This is a genomic window from Enterobacter sp. CFEC122 (genome assembly GCF_052983755.1).
On sequence record NZ_JBRIQR010000019.1, the window covers coordinates 25947 to 43626 of the forward strand.

Sequence of the window (17680 nt, forward strand, 5' to 3'; positions counted from 1 at the left end):
CCTTCCGTTAAATCGTCCCGAATACCAGTAAAAGCAAACACGCAAACACTGGAACAGCCGCTGTCAGGCTATCAATGCGATCCAGTATACCGCCATGCCCTGGAATCAGGTGTCCACTGTCCTTAATCCCTGCTTCACGCTTGAACATACTTTCGGTTAAATCACCGAGCACGGAGGCAAGCGCAGCAAAAATCGAGCACACCAGCAGTATTGATGGTGCCACTTCAAGATTCGCCCAGACGCCGTAGCCCCAGGAGATGATCGCGGCCGTAAACAAACCGCCGATAAATCCTTGCCAGGTTTTGCCCGGAGAAACCTTCGGTGCCAGCTTATGTTTGCCAAACAGTTTACCAAACATATAGGCCCCGGAGTCAGCCCCCCAGACGAGAATCATCACATAAAGCAGCCAGATCGCACCGCTGTAGTGGTTTTCGTCGTAGTGCCAGGCGCGCAGCGCAACCATACCCCAGAAAAAAGGAATAATAGTGAGCAAACCAAAAATCAGTCGCAGCACTTTTGAATTACGCCACAACGCCGCGGAGCCGGGATAAAACAGCACCAGCAACAGCGCGGCAACCCACCAGGCCAACGATATCCACAAGGAACCAGCCACCAGAGGCTGATGAATATCATGATGATATTCAGGCAACGTGAACAGCATTACGGCCAGAATAAAGCCACAAAGTACCGCAAGCCATACTCGCTGCGTACGCGAGGTAAAGCCGCTAAACTGTCCCCATTCCCACGCGGCGAGCATGCACACCACCAGCGTAACAATAGCGAATCCCACCGGGGGCAGTAAAAACAGCGCCGCAATGACAATGGGTATTAATACAAAAGCGGAAATCAGGCGATACTTCAGCAAAAGCTACCCCCATCAGGCGTTGTCGCCACCAGGCTCGGTGCCGCCGAAACGACGCTCTCGATTGGCAAAGGCATGCAGCGCACCTTCAAAGTCTTGTTCATCAAAATCGGGCCAAAGAACATCTGTAAAGTAAAGTTCGGCATAGGCAATTTGCCATATCAAAAAGTTACTTATGCGATGTTCTCCCCCTGTCCTAATTACTAAATCCACAGGTGCCAGTTCATTCATGCAGATTTGCTTGCTCAGCGCTTCTTCATCAATTTGGTCGGGTCTCAACAGCCCTTCCTGAACCTGTTCGGCGAGATGCCGAACGCCCTGGATAATATCCCAGCGTCCGCCGTAATTCGCCGCAATATTCAGCGTCAGACCGGTATTATTTTCAGTCAGCGCCTCTGCTTTACGAATCCGTTCCTGCAAACGTGAGTTAAAACGACTGGTATCGCCAATGATACGCAGGCGGACGTTGTGGCGGTGCAGGCTTTTTACTTCGCTGTCTAGCGCCCACACAAACAATTCCATCAACGCAGTCACTTCCTGCAGCGGTCGATTCCAGTTTTCACTGCTAAAAGCATAGAGCGTTAACGCATCAATGCCGTTATTGGCGGCAAAAGAAACGGCGCGGCGAACGGATTTCGCCCCAGCTTTATGCCCAAAGGCTCGTATCTTCCCTTGTCTTTTCGCCCAGCGGCCATTGCCATCCATAATGATTGCTACATGACGGCAGCCATGAGCTGGCAAGTTTTCGCTTATTGGTTGATTCGCAGACAACATAACGCGTTTTTTGTCCCTGAAAAGGATTTAACGGTACTCAGGAATACTGAAGCCGATACATAAAAAAGCCGTGTCAAACCACGGCTCACCTGACCACGTAAAGTCAAATACCTGCGATCAGGTGGCGCAGACTATATCACTGAAGCCCAACGCTAACAAATAGCACGACGACTAGTGGTTGCTTTATCACCAGCTTGCGAGACGTGTCACCTGTTGGCGCGCAATATTACGCGCAGCTGCATCCACCGTCAGCACCTCTTCCACGCTCTGTGGTTCGCGCAAATCCATCATCTCCAGTACCGATAAATTTAACGCCGCAATATCGGTAAAACGAATTTGCTGATTCAGAAATGCTTCAACGGTAATTTCATTGGCTGCATTCAGTGCCGTTGTCGCCGCCTGCCCCTGGTCAAAGGCCGTCATTGCAAGCTTCAGACAAGGGTAACGGTCATAGTCTGGTTCACTGAACGTCAGGGAACTTAGCTTGCAGAAATCAAGCGGCTTCACGCCGGACTTCACTCGATTCGGCCACGCCATGGAATGGGCAATCGGCGTACGCATATCAGGTTCGCCTAACTGCGCCAGCACGCTGCCATCCTGATAACGCACCATCGAATGAATCACCGATTGCGGGTGAATCAGTACTTCCATCTGTTTCGCTGACGCATTAAACAGCCAGCGCGCTTCAATGTATTCCAGACCTTTGTTCATCATGGTGGCAGAGTCAACGGAGATTTTACGCCCCATCGACCAGTTCGGATGACGGCACGCCTGATCCGGCGTCATCGCACGCAGTTCAGACAGTGGCGTTTCACGGAACGGGCCACCAGACCCGGTAAGCAGAATCGACACGACGCCATTCTGCTCCAGGTCAGCGTACCCCAGGTTCTGTTGAAAAGGTTGCGGTAAACTCTGAAAAATCGCGTTGTGCTCGCTGTCGACGGGCAAAAGACGCGCCCCGCGCTGCTTCACCGCCTCCATGAACAGGCGTCCGCAGGTGACCAGCGACTCTTTATTGGCCAGCAGAACGTCCTTACCGGCATCAATCGCGGCAAGCGTCGGCAATAATCCTGCCGCCCCGACAATGGCCGCCATCACCTGATCCACCTCATCCAGCGCCGCCATCTCGCAGGCCGCCTGTTGGCCACTCAGCACCTCGGTTCGACTGCCCTTCTCAAGCAGCTGTGCTTTCAGCAGGCGCGCGCTCTCTTCGTCATCCATCACCGCATAGCGGGGCGTAAACTCCAGGCACTGCTCAACCATTCGCTGCACATTCTTACCGGCCACCAGCGCTGTCACGGTGTAAAGTTCAGGATTATGGCGAACAACGTCGAGAGTGCTGCAACCAATAGAGCCGGTTGAGCCAAGGAGTGTTAAATGCTTCATGAGATGCCCGAAAAGTTAGACCAGATAAAAGCAAAACGCCGCCAGCAAGACCCAAAGTCCCTCTGAACGGCGTTTATCAGTGTACGACAGAAATCAGAACTGCATCAGTTCCGCTTCTTTATCTGCCAGCGCCGCATCAATTTTCTTGATGGCAGCGTCAGTCATTTTCTGAATGTCGTCCTGAGAACGACGATCGTCATCTTCACTGATCTCTTTTTCTTTCAGCAGCGCTTTTACTTTATCATTCGCGTCGCGACGGACGTTACGCACGGATACACGACCCTGCTCAGCTTCGCCACGTACCACTTTGATCAGGTCTTTACGACGCTCTTCGGTCAGCGGTGGCAGTGGAACACGGATGTCAGCACCCGCAGAGCTTGGGTTCAGACCGAGGTCAGACGCCATGATCGCTTTCTCAACCGCCGGGCCCATAGAACGATCGAATACGTTGATTTTCAGCGTACGGGTATCTTCTACCGTCACGCTCGCCAGCTGACGCAGAGGGGTTGGCGTACCGTAGTACTCGACGATGATGCCATCCAGCAGGCTTGGTGAAGCACGGCCAGTACGGATTTTGCTGATTTGGGTTTTGAACGCTTCTACGCATTTTTCCATGCGTACTTCAGCATCTTTTCTGATGTCGTTAATCACGTTACGAATCCTTGAAAACTTGTCTCAGGCAGACTATCCGCCAGCACAGCGCTACAGGTGTGCTAAGTATAGTCGCGTTTAATTCATGACAACGCCAAAGGCGCGCCCGGGTAAGATACCACTACAAAATAAAGCGGAATCTTACCTGTATTTATCGTCAACGGAAATTATTCCGTGATCAAAGTGCCTTCTTTTTCGCCCATGACCACGCGACGCAGTGCGCCAGGTTTGTTCATGTTGAAGACACGAATTGGCAATTTGTGGTCGCGAGCCAGCGTGAAGGCGGCAAGATCCATCACTTTCAGCTCTTTATCCAGCACTTCGCTGTAGCTCAGCTGATCGTACATGGTGGCAGAAGGATCTTTTGCCGGGTCGGCAGTAAACACGCCATCGACTTTGGTCGCTTTCAGTACCACATCAGCTTCGATCTCGATACCGCGCAGGCAGGCAGCGGAATCGGTCGTAAAGAACGGGTTACCCGTACCGGCGGAGAGGATCACCACGCGGTTGTTGCGCAGCAGGCTGATAGCTTCTGCCCAGCTGTAATTATCGCATACGCCATTCAGGGGGATCGCGGACATCAGGCGGGCGTTCACATAGGCGCGATGGAGCGCATCACGCATCGCCAGGCCATTCATCACGGTTGCCAGCATACCCATGTGGTCGCCCACAACGCGGTTCATCCCCGCTTTCGCCAGACCAGCACCACGGAAAAGGTTGCCACCGCCAATGACCACGCCAACCTGGATACCCAGTTCGACCAGTTCTTTGATTTCCTGTGCCATGCGATCAAGGATGCTTGCGTCAATACCGAAGCCTTCCGATCCCTGCAGCGCTTCGCCACTCAGCTTAAGCAGAATGCGTTTGTACACGGGTTTTGCATTGGTAGCCATGTTTCTTTCCTGAGACTGTCAACGATTAAGATGGGGGTTAATTCTGGCGACATGATATGCCGCAAATCAGTACAGCGATACTGGAGCCTGTCTGATTTCCTGTGACGGGTGACAAAAAGAAGCCGCCCTCAGGCGGCTCCTTTTCAATCATTAAGACTGCTTGGACATTGCAGCAACTTCTGCTGCGAAGTCAGTCTCAACTTTCTCGATGCCTTCGCCCACTTCGAAGCGGATGAAGCCAGTTACGTCAGCGTTGTGCTCTTTCAGCAGCTGAGCAACAGATTTGCTTGGGTCCATTACGAATGGCTGGCCAGTCAGAGAAACTTCGCCGGTGAATTTCTTCATGCGGCCTTCAACCATTTTCTCTGCGATTTCTTTTGGTTTACCAGACTGCATCGCGATGTCCAGCTGAACCTGGTACTCTTTCTCTACCACTTCAGCAGACACGTCTTCTGGCTTAACGAATTCTGGCTTGCTTGCAGCGATGTGCATTGCCAGCTGTTTAACCAGCTCTTCGTCAGCGCCTTTAGCCGCAACCAGAACACCGATACGAGCACCGTGCTGGTAAGAACCCAGAACGTCGCCTTCCAGAGAAGCAACGCGACGGATGTTGATGTTCTCACCGATTTTAGCAACCAGCGCAACACGCTCTTCTTCGAACTGTGCTTTCAGAACTTCAACGTCAGTGATTTTGCCAGCAACAGCTGCGTCCAGAACTTTGTTAGCAAATGCCTGGAAACCACCATCTTTAGCAACGAAGTCAGTCTGGCAGTTAACTTCCAGAATGATGCCGTAGGTGCCGTCGATCTTAGTGATGATCACGCCGTCAGCAGCAACGTTGCCTGCTTTTTTAGCTGCTTTGATCGCACCGGATTTACGCATGTTTTCGATTGCCAGCTCGATGTCGCCGTTCGCTTCAGTCAGCGCTTTTTTGCAATCCATCATGCCTGCGCCAGTACGCTCGCGCAGCTCTTTTACCAGGGATGCGGTAATTTCAGCCATTCTTAAATCCTCGGGAGATGTGAACTGCCCGGCCGGGGGCCAAACAGTGTAAATTGAAAAAAGGGGCCGGTAATGGGCCCCTATTCATACACGGTACTAATAAGGGGTAAAACCTTATTATTCAGCTTCTACGAAGCTTTCTTCCGCCTGAGAAGCCAGATCCTGGGAACGGCCTTCACGAACGGTAGCAGCTACAGCGCTCAGGTACAGGCTAACAGCACGGATTGCGTCGTCGTTACCCGGGATAACGAAGTCAACACCGTCCGGATCGGAGTTGGTATCAACGATAGCGAATACCGGGATACCCAGGTTGTTAGCTTCTTTGATAGCGATGTGCTCGTGGTCTGCATCGATTACGAACAGCGCGTCTGGCAGGCCGCCCATATCTTTGATACCGCCCAGGCTGTTTTCCAGCTTGTCCAGTTCACGAGTGCGCATCAGCGCTTCTTTCTTAGTCAGCTTGTCGAAAGTACCGTCCTGAGACTGGGTTTCCAGATCTTTCAGGCGCTTGATGGACTGACGAACAGTTTTCCAGTTGGTCAGCATGCCGCCCAACCAGCGATGGTTCACGAAGAACTGGTCGCAGCTGTTAGCAGCATCTTTCACAGCTTCGCTTGCAGCGCGCTTAGTACCAACGAACAGAATCTTACCTTTACGGGAAGAGATCTTGTTCAGCTCAGCCAGGGCTTCGTTGAACATTGGTACAGTTTTCTCAAGGTTGATGATGTGAACTTTGTTACGTGCGCCGAAGATGAAAGGCTTCATTTTCGGGTTCCAGTAACGGGTCTGGTGACCAAAGTGAACACCAGCCTTGAGCATGTCGCGCATGGAAACAGTTGCCATGTTTAAAACCTCTATATTGAAAGTTGGGGTTATGCCTCCACGTATCCCATATTACCGACCCCGAAGGGCACCCCGGAATATGTGCCGATACGTGTGTGTTGTTACACAAAGTGAGATTTGTCGCTTCCGTCCAGCCTGTGTATCTGAGATGGATCGGAAGTCCGGCGCGCTTTATACCACAAAACACGACCAGAAACCAACAGTTGTTGGCGGAGTGTGCTGTTAATGATTCTCAATTTGGCACGGAGCGTGCCTGACTGATACCATTGACGACACTTAGACTAGTATTGTCGAAAAAATCGACACCGATGGACAGATTACATGGCTATCTCTATTAAGACACCTGAAGAAATTGAAAAGATGCGCGTCGCCGGTCGTCTGGCCGCGGAAGTGCTGGAAATGATCGAGCCGTTCGTGAAGCCGGGCGTCAGCACGGGTGAACTGGACCGCATCTGTAACGACTATATCGTGAACGAGCAGCACGCGGTTTCCGCCTGCCTCGGCTACCACGGTTTCCCAAAATCCGTCTGCATCTCTATTAATGAAGTGGTGTGCCACGGCATTCCTGACGATGAAAAACTGCTGAAAGACGGCGATATCGTCAACATCGACGTGACCGTCATTAAAGACGAGTACCACGGTGACACCTCAAAAATGTTCATCGTTGGCAAGCCGACCATCCTGGGCGAGCGCCTGTGCAAAGTCACCCAGGACAGCCTCTACCTGGCGCTGAAAATGGTGAAGCCGGGTATTCGCCTGCGTACTATCGGCGCCGCAATTCAGAAATTTGTGGAAGCGGAAGGGTTCTCCGTGGTGCGCGAATACTGCGGTCACGGTATTGGCCGCGTCTTCCATGAAGAGCCGCAGGTTCTGCACTACGATGCAGACGACGGCGGCGTTGTGCTGCAAAAGGGCATGACCTTCACCATTGAACCGATGGTCAACGCCGGTGACTACCGCATCCGCACCATGAAAGACGGCTGGACGGTGAAAACCAAAGACAGAAGCTTGTCTGCCCAGTACGAGCATACTATTGTGGTAACAGACAACGGCTGCGAAATTATGACGTTGCGCAAGGATGACACCATCCCGGCGATACTGACGAACATTGAGTGATAAGAAGCCGGCAAATGCCGGCTTTTTTAATGGCGATAGCTTTTTCTTATGGGTGGCGCACGATGAGTAATCTTTTACCCGAACAGTATGCTAACACAGCCCTTCCCACCCTCCCCGACCAGCCCGATAACCCGGGCGTCTGGCCGCCGCACGAGCTGACCTGCGCGCATATTAAAGCCCATATGGATGTTTTCCATCGCTGGCTGGGTAGCGCGTTCGATGCAGGCGTATCTGCCGAGCAGCTCATTGAGGCGCGCACCGAGTTTATCGACCAGCTCCTGCAGCGTCTGTGGATCGACTACGGTTTCGGGCAGGTTAGCGACGTCGCGCTGGTTGCCGTCGGGGGCTATGGCCGCGGTGAGCTGCATCCGCTTTCCGATATCGATCTCCTGATCCTAAGCCGCAAAAAGCTGCCGGACGAACAGGCGCAAAAAATCGGCGAGCTTCTGACCCTGCTCTGGGACGTGAAGCTGGAAGTCGGCCACAGCGTTCGCACCCTGGAAGAGTGTCTGCTGGAAGGGCTATCGGACCTGACCGTTGCCACCAACCTGATTGAAACCCGTCTGCTGATTGGCGACGTCGCGCTGTTCCTGGAGCTGCAAAAACACATCTTCAGCGACGGCTTCTGGCCGTCAGAAAAGTTCTTCGCCGCGAAGGTCGAGGAGCAAAACCAGCGCCACCAGCGCTACCACGGCACCAGCTATAACCTTGAGCCTGACATTAAAAGCAGCCCCGGCGGCCTGCGCGACATCCACACGTTACAGTGGGTCGCCCGTCGCCATTTCGGCGCCACCTCGCTGGACGAGATGGTTGGCTTCGGCTTTTTAACCGAGGCGGAGCGTAACGAGCTCAACGAGTGTCTGCACCTGCTGTGGCGCATCCGCTTTGCCCTGCATCTGGAGGTCACCCGCTACGATAACCGTCTGCTGTTTGACCGCCAGCTCAGCGTGGCGCAGCGCCTGAATTACCAGGGCGAAGGTAACGAGCCGGTTGAGCAGATGATGAAGGATTTCTTCCGCGTCACCCGCCGGGTGACCGAGCTGAACCAGATGCTGTTGCAGCTGTTCGACGAGGCCATTCTGGCCCTGACGGCGGACGAAAAGCCGCGCCCGATCGATGACGAATTCCAACTGCGCGGTACGCTTATCGATCTGCGCGACGAAACGCTGTTTATCCGCGAGCCGGAAGCGATCCTGCGGATGTTCTACACCATGGTGCGCAACAGCACCATCACCGGGATCTACTCCACCACCCTGCGCCATCTGCGCCACGCGCGCCGACATCTGACGCAGCCTTTGTGTTACATCCCGGAAGCGCGCTCGCTGTTCCTGAGCATGCTCCGCCACCCGGGTGCCGTCAGCCGCGGGCTGCTGCCGATGCACCGCCACAGCGTGCTGTGGGCCTATATGCCGCAGTGGTCGCACATTGTCGGCCAAATGCAGTTCGACCTGTTCCACGCCTACACGGTGGATGAACACACCATCCGCGTGATGCTCAAGCTGGAGAGCTTTGCCAAAGAAGAGACGCGCTCCCGCCACCCGCTGTGCGTCGAGCTGTGGCCGCGCCTGACCCATCCGGAACTGATCCTGATTGCCGCCCTGTTCCACGACATCGCCAAGGGCCGCGGCGGTGACCACTCGGTACTGGGCGCCCAGGACGTGCTGAAATTTGCCGAACTGCACGGCCTGAACTCACGTGAAACGCAGCTGGTGGCCTGGCTGGTGCGCCATCACCTGCTGATGTCGGTCACCGCGCAGCGTCGGGACATTCAGGACCCGGAAGTCATTAAGCAGTTCGCGGAAGAAGTTCAGACGGAAAACCGCCTGCGCTATCTGGTCTGCCTGACGGTGGCGGATATTTGCGCCACCAACGAAACCCTGTGGAATAGCTGGAAGCAGAGCCTGCTGCGCGAGCTGTACTTCGCTACCGAAAAACAGCTGCGTCGCGGGATGCAGAACACGCCGGACATGCGCGAGCGCGTGCGTCACCACCAGCTTCAGGCGCTGGCGCTGCTGCGGATGGATAACATTGATGAAGAGGCGCTACATCAGATTTGGGCCCGCTGCCGCGCCAACTATTTTGTCCGCCACAGCCCAAACCAACTGGCGTGGCACGCGCGGCATCTGCTCAAGCACGATCTGTCCCAGCCGATGATCCTGCTAAGCCCGCAGGCCACGCGCGGCGGAACGGAGATTTTCATCTGGAGCCCGGACCGGCCTTATCTGTTTGCTGCCGTCTGTGCCGAGCTGGACAGACGTAACCTGAGCGTGCATGACGCGCAGATTTTCACCACCCGCGACGGCATGGCCATGGACACCTTTATCGTGCTGGAGCCGGACGGCAGCCCGCTGTCGTCGGACAGGCATGAAGGGATACGTTTTGGTCTGGAGCAGGCGATTACCCAGCGCAGCTGGCAGCCCCCGCAGCCGCGTCGCCAGCCGGCAAAATTGCGCCACTTTACCGTGGATACCGAGGTCAATTTTCTGCCGACCCACACCGATCGTAAATCGTTCCTGGAGCTGATCGCGCTCGACCAGCCAGGGCTGCTCGCCCGCGTCGGCCAGGTTTTTGCCGATCTGGGAATTTCGCTTCATGGGGCCCGAATTACAACGATTGGCGAGCGAGTAGAAGATTTATTTATAATCGCCACCGCCGACCGGCGTGCCCTTAATAATGACCTGCAGCTTGAAGTGCAACAACGGTTGACAGCAGCCCTCAATCCAAACGATAAAGGGTGATATGTTTTTTAGTGAAATGGAAAGAGTAAACAATGCAGCAGTTACAGAACGTTATTGAGTCCGCTTTTGAGCGTCGCGCCGAGATTACCCCGGCAAATGTGGATACCGTGACCCGTGAAGCGGTAAACCAGGTGATTTCCCTGCTGGATTCCGGCGCACTGCGCGTGGCAGAAAAAATCGACGGTCAGTGGGTCACTCATCAATGGCTGAAGAAAGCCGTGCTGCTCTCTTTCCGCATCAACGATAACCAGGTTATCGACGGAGCAGAAAGCCGCTACTTCGATAAAGTGCCAATGAAGTTCGCTGACTACGACGAAGCGCGTTTCCAGAAAGAAGGTTTCCGCGTGGTGCCGCCTGCGGCGGTGCGTCAGGGTGCCTTCATCGCACGCAACACCGTGCTGATGCCATCCTACGTGAACATCGGTGCCTACGTTGATGAAGGCACAATGGTGGATACGTGGGCAACGGTTGGTTCCTGCGCACAGATCGGGAAAAACGTTCACCTGTCCGGCGGCGTGGGCATCGGCGGTGTTCTGGAGCCACTGCAGGCTAACCCAACCATCATCGAAGATAACTGCTTCATCGGCGCGCGCTCTGAAGTGGTGGAAGGCGTGATCGTGGAAGAAGGTTCCGTGATCTCCATGGGCGTTTACATCGGCCAGAGCACCCGTATTTACGACCGTGAAACCGGTGAAGTGCATTACGGTCGCGTTCCGGCGGGCTCCGTGGTGGTTTCCGGCAACCTGCCGTCAAAAGATGGCAAATACAGCCTGTACTGTGCGGTTATCGTGAAGAAAGTGGATGCGAAAACGCGCGGTAAAGTGGGCATCAACGAATTGCTGCGCACCATCGATTAATCGGGTATAACAAAAAGCGGGGGCAACCCCGCTTTTTTTATATCTGAGGGTGGCGAAAATAGATTTTTTCGTTAATTATTCAAAGGTTATGTTGAGATCAAGGGTACCGCTATGTACGATAATCTGAAAAGTCTGGGCATTACCAATCCTGATGAAATTGATCGTTACAGCCTCCGCCAGGAAGCCAATAACGATATTTTGAAAATCTATTTTCACAAGGACAAAGGAGAGTTTTTCGCCAAAAGCGTGAAGTTTAAATACCCACGCCAGCGTAAGACCGTTGTTGCTGACGGTGTAGGACAGGGATACAAAGAAGTACAGGAAATCAGCCCTAACCTGCGCTATGTGATCGATGAACTCGATCAGATCTGCCAGCGCGACCGCACCGAAGTCGATCTCAAGCGCAAGATCCTTGACGACCTGCGTCACCTTGAAAGCGTTGTTACCAATAAGATCAGCGAGATTGAAGCGGATCTTGAGAAATTAACCCGCAACAAATAAGCCGTTTTATTGCCCGGTGGCGCTTCGCTTACCGGGCCTACGAACGCATGTAGGCCGGGTAAGGCGAAGCCGCCACCCGGCAAACAGCATCATCTCTGTTCATCCAACTGCAGCGCCACATACAGCAGCAGCCTGTCATCGAAATTTCCCAGATCTAACCCCGTCAGCTCTGAAATTCGATTTAACCGATACTCCAGGGTATTGCGGTGGATAAACAGCGCTTTTGACGTCGCCAGCGGCTGCACGTTATGACGGAACCACGCCTGCAGCGTCCGGCGCAGCAGGCCGTTATTGTCCATGGCTTTCAGGCGCGCCAGTGGCCGCGCCAGCTCATTAGCCTGCCAGCCACCGCGCAGGCTGTCGAGCAGCACCGGCAGCATCAGGTCCTGATAGAAATAACTGCGACTTTCCGGCATTCGCTGCTTACCCACCATCATGGTGGTGCGCGCGGTTCGCCAGGAGCGGGCGATACTGCCCGGACCGGTAAAGTAGTTGCCCAGCGCAACGCGAAAACGCAGCTGACCATTCTCTTTCATACGGGAAATTAACTGCTCCACGCGACGGCGATGATCGTCCGCATCCCAGCGGCCAAACGCATTGAGCGCCGGTTTGAGCACCACCATCTCCGTCAGAGAGACGATCGCCACCAGGTTGTCGCGCTCCGGCGTCGCCAGTGCATTTTGCAGCTGCTGCAGCTCGGCCATCGCGCTGTCTACGCCCAGCTGGCCGCTGTCGACCTCAATGACCGCCACCACGCGCGGCTGGTTTAGATCGATCCCCAGACGCTGCGCCCACTCGCTCAGCGCAGGCGTATGCTCCTCTGCCTGAATAAGGTTCATCACCAGCTCTTCGCGCAGGCGGCTGTCCTGAGCCAGCAGGTGCATCAGCCGCGACTGCTCGAGCATCATCTCCGCCGTCATGCAGACCAGCTCACCGTATTTTCGCAGTGACTCAGGCTCGCCGGTGAGGCCGATGACCCCCACAATCTCGCCTTCAAGGCGCAGCGGTAAATTGATGCCCTGACGGACGCCGTGCAGGTGTTTCGCTACCGCATCGTCGATATCAACCACGCGCCCCTGGGAGAGCACCAGCAGCGCGCCTTCGTGCAATTCCCCAATACGCTCGCGATCGCCACTGCCAATAATGCGCCCGCGGGCATCCATTACGTTGATATTGGTATCAATGATGCGCATGGTGCGCGCCACAATATCCTGCGCCATTTTGGTATCAAGATGCCAGCCAGCCATAGAACCCTCCCGTGAGCAGAGCTCAAGCATAGGGAAGTTCAGCGACGCCCGCATTGTGCAGATGCACAAAGAGAGAGGAAGAAGTGTGGACTTGTGTGAAAGGTCACAGAAACGAGAAAAGCCCCTGCGAACAGGGGCTTCAGAGGATTACTGCATCAGCAGGTAAATAGAGGTGTCACCACGCTGGATATTGAGCGCCAGCACGGAAGGTTTGCTGTCGAGGATCTTACGCAGTTCCGCGATGTTTTTCACCGGCTGCTGGTTAGCGCCCATGATCACATCGCCTTTTTTCAGGCCGATACGGGCTGCCGGTGAATTCGCCTTCACGTTATTCACCACTACGCCTTTATCTGCGCCTTTGTTGCTCATCTCGGCACCTTCAATCCCGCTGAAGATGGTGCTGGAGTCCACCTGATTCTGGCTGCTCTGCTGCAGCTCCAGGCTGACGTTAACCGCCTTGCCGTCGCGCAGCAGGCCGAGGGTGACTTTACTGCCAATCGGCATGGAACCCACTTCCGCACGCAGGGCAGCAAAGCTGCTGATCGGTTTACCGTTCAGGGAGGTGATCACATCCCCCGCTTTAATACCCGCTTTCGCCGCAGAGGAGTTCGGCATCACCTGGCTGACGAATGCCCCGCGCTGGGCGTCAACTTTCATTGCCTTAGCCAGTTCGGAGTTCAGTTCCGTACCCAGGATACCCAGCTCACCGCGTTTCACCTGGCCATACTGCACCATCTGCGCGGTCAGGTTTTTCACCATGTTACTTGGGATAGCAAAGCCGATCCCGATGTTGCCGCCGTCCGGTGCCAGGATCGCGGTGTTGATACCGATCAGCTCGCCGTTCAGGTTGACCAGCGCACCGCCGGAGTTACCGCGGTTGATCGCTGCATCCGTCTGGATGAAGTTTTCATAGTTTTCGGCATTGAGGCCGCTGCGGCCCAGTGCAGAGACGATACCCGAGGTCACGGTTTCACCCAGACCGAACGGGTTACCGATCGCCACGGTATAGTCACCCACGCGCAGCGCGTCGGAGTCGGCAATTTTAATCGCCGTCAGGTTTTTCGGATCCTGAATCTGGATCAGCGCGATGTCGGAGCGCGGATCTTTGCCGACCACTTTGGCGTCAAACTTACGGCCATCGCTCAGCTGAACCTTAATGCTGCTCGCGTTATCAACAACGTGGTTGTTGGTGACGACATAGCCTTTCGCTGCATCAATGATTACCCCCGAGCCAAGCGCCATGAATTTCTGTTGCTGGCCGCCGCCCTGGCTGTCATCCCCTGCGCCACCGCCCTGACAGAACGGAGAGCTCTGGAATGGCGAACCGTCCTGGCAGAACGGCGAGTTGTCGCCGAAGAACTGCTGGAAGTTACGCGGCATGCGCGGCGTATTGACGGTCGTGCTACCCTCAACGTTAATACTCACCACCGATGGCATCACTTTTTCGAGCATCGGTGCCAGGCTTGGCATCTGCTGCGCGGTTGCTGCCGACGACGCGGTCTCGGCTGCAGTAGCAGTCAGAGGAGACAGCGCTAAACCTAAACTCAGAGCCAGTGCACTCATTGCTAATGTGGTTTTTTTCATGTTTCTCAATCTCGATTTACAGGTAACGCAAAATTGCTGTGTAACTCAGATTCGTTTTATACCGCTTAGTTCCGGCGATAAGTTTATGGAAAAGGTAAAAATTTATTGGCCGTCTTTACAAAACTCCGGAATTATTCCACCGCCATCAGCTTGCGGTATTCATCCCAGGCATACAAATCCGTCATGCCGCTGATATAGTCCTGGATAAGACGGCAGCGGTAATAATATTCCATCACCGGCCACTGCGGTGACTGGCGATCCAGCTTGCCAATCGCTTCGACATACGCCAGACGATGTCGGGTAGAAAGTTTTTGATAAAGTCGTGATTCAATGGGAATACGGCGCACGCGCTCGTGTTCTACCAGCTCGCTGAATTCGTCGACCGACAGCTGGAGCAGCGGAGCATAAATTTCCAGTAACCCACTGATCACCCTATATCCCTGCAGCTCTAACTGTTCGACATCCGGATGGCTGAATACATGCCGCATCGCCACATGTTTATAAAGCTCGAGGAGCTGGCTGAAACTGCTGTCATCTTCCAGCAGGGCGTGGTTGAATTCCCCGCTGAAAATCAGCGGCAAATTATCAATAAAGCGTGACGCCGCGTACGGCACCAGCTTATTTAATGTATTGACCCGCAAATACATAAAGAACTGGTCTTCCGTACTGCGGCTTAATGTATTTGAGCGCGATTTTTCCCAGGCATTTTCGACAACCTGCGCAAACAGCGAGCCTTTTTCATGGGTGCCCCAGGCCGTATAAAGATGCTGATAAAGCTCCTCGACGCTGAAAATTCTTTTCTCAACGGCGTCTTCCAGATCGGCCACGCAATAGGAAATATCATCGGCGGCTTCCATAATCCAGGTCAATGGAAAACGGCCGTTTGGCGTCAATGAAAGTTCTTTACGTAACCGTTCAATATAAGCCTCTTCGGAAAGGTAATAGCCCGGTTTTTTCATTAAATAACTGTGGGACGCGGGCGTCTCCCCCATCCACCACGCGGGGCGCGTATATTTAAGAATGCAGCCGACCTGCGCCCAGGTCAGGTTCATACGCATCAGGGAATGCACCAGCCGGATCCCCTGCGCGTTACCCTCAAAGTGACAGAGGTCCTGGCGCACCTTGCGGCGCAGATCGTTCAGCCCCTCTTCACCTTCACGCAGGCGTAAATCGCGTACGATGCAGCGGTCGTCGCTCAGCGGCTGGCTTACCGCATCCGAAGGGTAAAGCCGTTGCTTAAACCAGTCATTGATAGCCGCCTCTCCAAAGTGACCGAAAGGCGGGTTGCCGATGTCATGCATCAGGCAGGCCATCTCAACGATGCTCTCAAAAGGCCCCGTCAGCTCGTCCAGACCATAGGTTTCCAGTAAGCGCTGCTCTTTGAGACGGCTTAAAATCTCTTTGGCGATGTAGCGCCCGACCTGCTGCACCTCCATGGAGTGGGTTAAGCGCGTGCGCACCGCGGCGTTACGCTCCAGCGGAAAGACCTGGGTCTTTTGCTGCAGACGGCGGATGGCGGGCGAGTTAATGATCCGCCCGCGATCGCTTTCGAAGATACGCAGGATCTCATGTTCGCTCTTGTCGCCCTGCGGCGAACGGAAACGTCGGTGCCAGTTAATTTTGGTGCGAAAATCGATTGGTGACATGTGCTCCCCCGCGTGAGAATGCGTTTCCCCTTAACCGCATGATAGACTATGCATCTTAACAAGGCACATCGCGAGTAAATCTATGAAAATCGGCATTATTGGTGCAATGGAAGAAGAAGTTACGCTTCTGCGTGACAAAATTGAGAACCGTCAGACCCTCTCTCTGGGAGGTTGTGAGATCTATACCGGTCAGCTAAACGGTGTTGACGTGGCTCTGCTGAAATCAGGCATCGGTAAAGTCGCTGCGGCGCTGGGCGCCACCCTGCTGCTTGAGCGCTGCAAGCCGGACGTGATCGTGAATACCGGCTCTGCGGGCGGCCTGGCGCCGACGCTGAAAGTGGGTGACATCGTTGTTTCCGACGAAGCGCGCTATCACGATGCGGACGTTACCGCGTTCGGCTACGAGTACGGCCAGCTTCCGGGCTGCCCGGCAGGGTTTAAAGCGGACGACAAACTGATTGCGGCGGCAGAGACCTGCATTGCGGAGCTCAACCTCAACGCGGTACGCGGTCTGATTGTCAGCGGTGATGCGTTCATCAATGGCTCCGTTGGCCTGGCGAAAATCCGTCATAACTTCCCTCAGGCGGTGGCCGTTGAGATGGAAGCGACCGCGATCGCGCACGTTTGCCATAATTTCAACGTACCGTTTGTAGTGGTTCGCGCCATCTCTGACGTGGCAGATCAGCAGTCCCACATCAGCTTCGACGAGTTCCTGACCGTTGCGGCAAAACAGTCCACCGTGATGGTGGAACGCCTGGTGCAGAACCTGGCACGTGGCTAAACATCCCCTCAGGGCGCTGGCCGCCCTGCTTCTGCTCGCACCGGCGTGGCTTTTTGCCGCGCCGCGTGTGATTACCCTCTCTCCCGCCAATACCGAACTGGCGTTTGCCGCCGGGATCACACCCGTTGGCGTGAGCAGCTTTTCGGATTATCCCCCTCAGGCGACAGGCATTGAACAGGTGGCAACCTGGCAAGGGATGAACCTTGAGCGCATCGTGGCGCTGAAACCGGATCTCGTGCTGGCCTGGCGCGGCGGCAACGCCGAGCGGCAGGTCAACCAGCTTACCTCCCTTGGCATCAAGGTCATGTGGATTGATGCCGTCAGCATTGAGCAGGTCGCTCAGGCGCTACAGGCCCTGGCACCCTATAGCCCTACGCCCAAAAAAGCCGAGGCTGCAGCGAAACAGATGCTCAGCGACTATGCCGCGCTGAAATCCCGATACGATACCCCTGTTAAAAAGCGCATCTTCCTGCAGTTTGGCAGCCAGCCGCTGTTCACCACCGGTAAAGGGTCGATTCAGAATCAGGTACTGGAAGTCTGTGGCGGTGAAAACATCTTTGCAGCCAGCCGGGTACCGTGGCCTCAGGTAAGCCGTGAGCAGGTTCTGGCGCGCCAGCCACAGGCCATCGTGGTGGTCGGAAATGCGAGCGAAATTCCCAAAATCGAGCAATTCTGGCAAAAGCAGCTAAAAATACCGGTAATACCCCTCAACAGCGACTGGTTTGAACGCGCCAGCCCGCGTATTATCCTCGCCGCAAAACAGCTCTGTGCCGCGCTGGCAGAGAGTCACTAACATAAG

16 protein-coding genes are annotated in these 17680 nt (G+C 54.7%); 6 read left to right on the forward strand and 10 right to left on the reverse strand.

Annotation, left to right across the window (positions count from 1 at the left end; translation table 11 throughout):
- Positions 1-7: 7 nt before the first annotated feature.
- From cdsA to rpsB, 7 genes are all read right to left on the reverse strand, one after another.
- Positions 8-865: a phosphatidate cytidylyltransferase gene (cdsA, locus tag ACVCAM_RS14730; protein WP_407223070.1), complete on the reverse strand. Its 858-nt coding sequence runs from the start codon at positions 863-865 to the stop codon at positions 8-10.
- 12 nt (positions 866-877) lie between these two features.
- Positions 878-1636: a (2E,6E)-farnesyl-diphosphate-specific ditrans,polycis-undecaprenyl-diphosphate synthase gene (gene ispU / locus ACVCAM_RS14735; RefSeq protein ID WP_021240487.1), complete on the reverse strand. Its 759-nt coding sequence runs from the start codon at positions 1634-1636 to the stop codon at positions 878-880.
- A 186-nt stretch (positions 1637-1822) separates the two neighbouring features.
- A complete protein-coding gene (ispC, locus tag ACVCAM_RS14740) occupies positions 1823-3022 on the reverse strand; it encodes a 1-deoxy-D-xylulose-5-phosphate reductoisomerase (RefSeq protein ID WP_008501908.1) in 1200 nt (399 codons plus the stop codon).
- Between the two features lie 93 nt (positions 3023-3115).
- Positions 3116-3673 carry a ribosome recycling factor gene (frr, locus tag ACVCAM_RS14745; RefSeq protein ID WP_008501909.1) on the reverse strand — a complete coding sequence of 186 codons (558 nt, stop codon included), beginning with the start codon at positions 3671-3673 and terminating at the stop codon, positions 3116-3118.
- A gap of 167 nt (positions 3674-3840) precedes the next feature.
- Positions 3841-4566: a UMP kinase gene (pyrH, locus tag ACVCAM_RS14750; RefSeq protein ID WP_008501910.1), complete on the reverse strand. Its 726-nt coding sequence runs from the start codon at positions 4564-4566 to the stop codon at positions 3841-3843.
- Between the two features lie 150 nt (positions 4567-4716).
- A complete protein-coding gene (gene tsf / locus ACVCAM_RS14755; RefSeq protein ID WP_014830708.1) occupies positions 4717-5568 on the reverse strand; it encodes a translation elongation factor Ts in 852 nt (283 codons plus the stop codon).
- 117 nt (positions 5569-5685) lie between these two features.
- A complete protein-coding gene (rpsB, locus tag ACVCAM_RS14760; RefSeq protein WP_003856207.1) occupies positions 5686-6411 on the reverse strand; it encodes a 30S ribosomal protein S2 in 726 nt (241 codons plus the stop codon).
- Between the two features lie 321 nt (positions 6412-6732).
- Between rpsB and map the strand changes: the two genes are divergently transcribed.
- The 4 genes from map to ACVCAM_RS14780 all read left to right on the forward strand — a co-directional run bounded on the left by map (position 6733) and on the right by ACVCAM_RS14780 (position 11623).
- Positions 6733-7527 carry a type I methionyl aminopeptidase gene (gene map, locus ACVCAM_RS14765; RefSeq protein WP_008501913.1) on the forward strand — a complete coding sequence of 265 codons (795 nt, stop codon included), beginning with the start codon at positions 6733-6735 and terminating at the stop codon, positions 7525-7527.
- A gap of 62 nt (positions 7528-7589) precedes the next feature.
- Complete coding sequence (gene glnD / locus ACVCAM_RS14770; protein WP_023345458.1) at positions 7590-10265, forward strand: bifunctional uridylyltransferase/uridylyl-removing protein GlnD; 2676 nt, start codon at positions 7590-7592, stop codon at positions 10263-10265.
- A gap of 32 nt (positions 10266-10297) precedes the next feature.
- Positions 10298-11122 carry a 2,3,4,5-tetrahydropyridine-2,6-dicarboxylate N-succinyltransferase gene (gene dapD / locus ACVCAM_RS14775; protein WP_008501915.1) on the forward strand — a complete coding sequence of 275 codons (825 nt, stop codon included), beginning with the start codon at positions 10298-10300 and terminating at the stop codon, positions 11120-11122.
- Positions 11123-11233: 111 nt separating this feature from the next.
- A complete protein-coding gene (locus ACVCAM_RS14780) occupies positions 11234-11623 on the forward strand; it encodes a DUF3461 family protein (RefSeq protein ID WP_008501916.1) in 390 nt (129 codons plus the stop codon).
- Positions 11624-11712: 89 nt separating this feature from the next.
- Here the strand turns inward: ACVCAM_RS14780 and cdaR are convergent, their stop codons facing one another.
- The 3 genes from cdaR to dgt all read right to left on the reverse strand — a co-directional run bounded on the left by cdaR (position 11713) and on the right by dgt (position 16100).
- Positions 11713-12870: a DNA-binding transcriptional regulator CdaR gene (cdaR, locus tag ACVCAM_RS14785; protein ID WP_008501917.1), complete on the reverse strand. Its 1158-nt coding sequence runs from the start codon at positions 12868-12870 to the stop codon at positions 11713-11715.
- 147 nt (positions 12871-13017) lie between these two features.
- Positions 13018-14454 (reverse strand): serine endoprotease DegP, encoded by a 1437-nt coding sequence (degP, locus tag ACVCAM_RS14790; protein ID WP_008501918.1) that lies wholly within the window; start codon positions 14452-14454, stop codon positions 13018-13020.
- Between the two features lie 131 nt (positions 14455-14585).
- Complete coding sequence (gene dgt / locus ACVCAM_RS14795; protein WP_008501919.1) at positions 14586-16100, reverse strand: dGTPase; 1515 nt, start codon at positions 16098-16100, stop codon at positions 14586-14588.
- A gap of 82 nt (positions 16101-16182) precedes the next feature.
- Between dgt and mtnN the strand changes: the two genes are divergently transcribed.
- The gene (mtnN, locus tag ACVCAM_RS14800) at positions 16183-16881 is read left to right on the forward strand and encodes a 5'-methylthioadenosine/S-adenosylhomocysteine nucleosidase (protein WP_008501920.1); all 699 of its coding nucleotides are present in this window, start codon (positions 16183-16185) and stop codon (positions 16879-16881) included.
- Entirely contained in the window at positions 16874-17674 is an 801-nt protein-coding gene (gene btuF / locus ACVCAM_RS14805; RefSeq protein WP_039265702.1) for a vitamin B12 ABC transporter substrate-binding protein BtuF, read from the forward strand. Before mtnN ends, btuF begins: the two co-directional genes overlap by 8 nt.
- The last annotated feature ends 6 nt before the right edge of the window (positions 17675-17680 follow it).